The organism is Frankia sp. CcWB2, from assembly GCF_977927585.1.
Genome location: NZ_CDWRCM010000325.1, coordinates 1 through 2663 on the forward strand (window position 1 = coordinate 1; position 2663 = coordinate 2663).

Annotated in this window: 3 protein-coding genes; 2 read left to right on the forward strand and 1 reads right to left on the reverse strand. The window is 69.6% G+C overall.

Going from position 1 to position 2663, the window contains the following annotated elements; translation table 11 throughout:
• Nucleotides 1–293: 293 nt before the first annotated feature.
• A complete protein-coding gene (locus ACY45C_RS21185) occupies nt 294–1052 on the forward strand; it encodes a tyrosinase family protein (RefSeq protein WP_462189308.1) in 759 nt (252 codons plus the stop codon).
• Between the two features lie 155 nt (nt 1053–1207).
• On the opposite strand, the gene ACY45C_RS21190 is transcribed toward ACY45C_RS21185, so the two are convergent.
• Nucleotides 1208–2110 carry a putative protein N(5)-glutamine methyltransferase gene (locus ACY45C_RS21190; RefSeq protein ID WP_462189310.1) on the reverse strand — a complete coding sequence of 301 codons (903 nt, stop codon included), beginning with the start codon at nt 2108–2110 and terminating at the stop codon, nt 1208–1210.
• A gap of 361 nt (nt 2111–2471) precedes the next feature.
• Between ACY45C_RS21190 and ACY45C_RS21195 the strand changes: the two genes are divergently transcribed.
• On the forward strand, nt 2472–2663 hold a 192-nt coding region (locus ACY45C_RS21195), incomplete at its 3' end, for a hypothetical protein (protein WP_462189311.1).

Below are 2663 nucleotides of genomic sequence, written 5' to 3' on the forward strand. Positions count from 1 at the left end.
TGCCACATCAGGTCACAGCAGGCCACGTCGAGCCAACATTACGCACAGTTACCAAACTGGCTGGGGTTTCACGCCCACCCCGGTTAACTTCGAAGACCCCTCAAACACGAACCTACGACGCTGCGCACGAATCAGTTCGGCCTCCCCGGTCCGAGCCGACCGGTACGGACCTACGACCTGTTCGTCATCTGGCATGTCATCGCGATGAACACCCCCGTCCCCCCCCGGGAGGGTCACCGAGCAACCGCAACGCCGCGCACGCCGGCCCCGTCTTCCTGCCCTGGCACCGAGTCATGCTTGGCTGGCTGGAAGTGCACCTCCAGCGCGTTCTCGGCGACCCGAACTTCGGGCTGCCGTACTGGGACTGGGCGCGCGACGGGACACCCTCCGCTCCCGGCACGGCACCGAACCCCGCTGCTTCGGCGCTGTGGCGGAACACCCCGGACGGTTTCGGGGGCCAGGGCACCCCGATCCCCGGCGGTGCGTTCTTCTTCGACCCCGCCGACCCGACCAGCTTCCGGGTACGGATCTCCACCAGCAGCAGCGGCGCGCTCCAGCAGGTTACCGAACGCGGCGTGCGGCGGAGATTCGGCAGCGCCACGTTCGGATCGTCGATCCTGCCGAGCAACGCCGACCTCACCGCAGCCTTCGACACCGTCGCCGATCCGACACTCGCGAGCTACGACGAGGCTCCCTTCAACGTGAGTTCGCGGGGGTTCCGCAACCGTCTCGAAGGCTTCATCGGCACCGGACTGCACAACCAGGTCCACCGCTGGGTCGGCGGGGGCAGGGACATGTCGCTGGCGTCGTCCCCCAACGACCCGGTCTTCTTCGTGCACCACTGCAACGTCGACCGCGTCTGGGAGGGTTGGATGCGGCGTCACGGCCGCGTGTACCAGCCGGACATGACCGCCCCGGCAAGCCTCCTCGGCCATCGGATCGACGACCCGCTGGTCTCCCCGTTCGCCCCGTCGAGCATGTCGAGCACGCCGGCGACCCCCCGCAGCGTGCTCGACATGACCGGCACCTACACCTACGACGTCCTGCCCTGAAACATCTCCTGTTGACCGACGAACAGGTCCCGTTGAACGACGAGCAGGTCCCGGGGATTCACCGAGGACGGCTTCGGTCCATCTGCATCCATTGCATCCGGCTGCATCCGGCTGCCCGCGGCCTTTCCGCGGGCAGCCGCGGACGAGGGCTGGGCCTACCCGACTGACGGCGGCTGTCCGGATGCCGCGCCCATCGCGGACACGGGAGCCGCGGCCGGCCTGGTCGCGATGACGACGGTGGCGTTCAGGTCGGCGGAACCGGCGACCGTGGGGATCAGGCCGGCCTGGGCGGTGGCTTCGACGATCGACGCTGCCTGCCGCTCGCCGGTCTCGACCAGCAGGTGACCGCCCGGGGCCAGCCGCCGCGGCGCCTCGGCGGCCACCCGCCGCAGAACATCGAGCCCGTCCGCCCCGCCGTCGAGCGCCACCCGCGGCTCGTGCTCGCGAGCCTCCAGCGGCATCAGCTCAATCGCGTCGGTGGGTACATAGGGGGCGTTCGCGGCCAGCAGGTCCACGTGGCCCCGTAGGACGGCTGGCAGCGGCTCGTAAAGATCACCCTCGTAGACCCGGCCACCGGCGGAGGCGAGGTTGCGGCGGGCGCACCGCACCGCGGCCGGTTCGACGTCGGCGGCGTGCACCTCGATCCCGGGCAGGGCCGCCACCAGCGCGACCCCCACCGCCCCCGAGCCACAGCACAGATCGACGACGGTGACCGGCCGGGACCGGTCGGCGACCCGTTCGACCGCCTGATCGACGAGGAACTCCGTGCGGCGGCGGGGCACGAAGACCCCGGGGTCCACGGCTATCCGCAGGCCGTGGAACTCCGCCCAGCCGAGCACGTGTTCCAAGGGCAGGCCGGCGACGCGCCGCTGCACCATCGCGGCGAGTTCGCCCGGGGTCCGGGCCGCATCGACGAGCAGCCGCGCCTCGTCCTCGGCGAAGACGCAGCCGGCGGCCCGCAGCCTCGTGACGACGACGGACCGCGGCAGGGGCGAAGATGGTGAGGAAGACGGGCGAGAAGAGGGGAGAAAGGAAGAAGAAGGGCCGGCTGTCGACACGGGAAGCCTTTCGGGATGCCGAAGGGCACCTTCCCGATCGCCTACTTCGAGCGAACCGCGTGGCCGCGGGAGGAGAGCACCCACCCTGACACAGCGGAAATGGGTCTCACCTCCTCAAGACGATCGTCTGTGGCAACGGCCATCCTACCCGAGCTATCTGATCCGGAGCGCCGCGGGCCGTCACCCCGGCGAACGGAAGATCCGCTCACCCCCCCCCGGCGGGCCTCACCTCGATCGTCCGTGCACTCACGTTCATGCGCTCCATGCCCTCTCCACGCCCTGCGGTCACCGCTGGCTGGTCGGTCGCGGCTGACCGGTAGCGTTGACTGGTCAGGCTTTCCGGGAGAGAGCGGCAATACAAATGCGTACGTTCTACGAGATCGAGCAGCAGGAAGAGTTCAAGGCCGGGCAGGAGCTGCTGGTCCACCGGTGCGAGACATGGGCGCGGGCGCGAGGATTGCCAGCGAATCCGCTGGTCCTGGAGGCCGCGCTGGATTCGCGGCAGCTGAGCACCGACGGGCGGCTGGCATTGTGGACACCTGCTCATGTGCGT

Bases quoted from the DNA above. Each gene is read 5' to 3' on its own strand.
- ACY45C_RS21185 (WP_462189308.1), top strand. From the start codon at position 294: ATGCTTGGCTGGCTGGAAGTGCACCTCCAGCGCGTTCTCGGCGACCCG.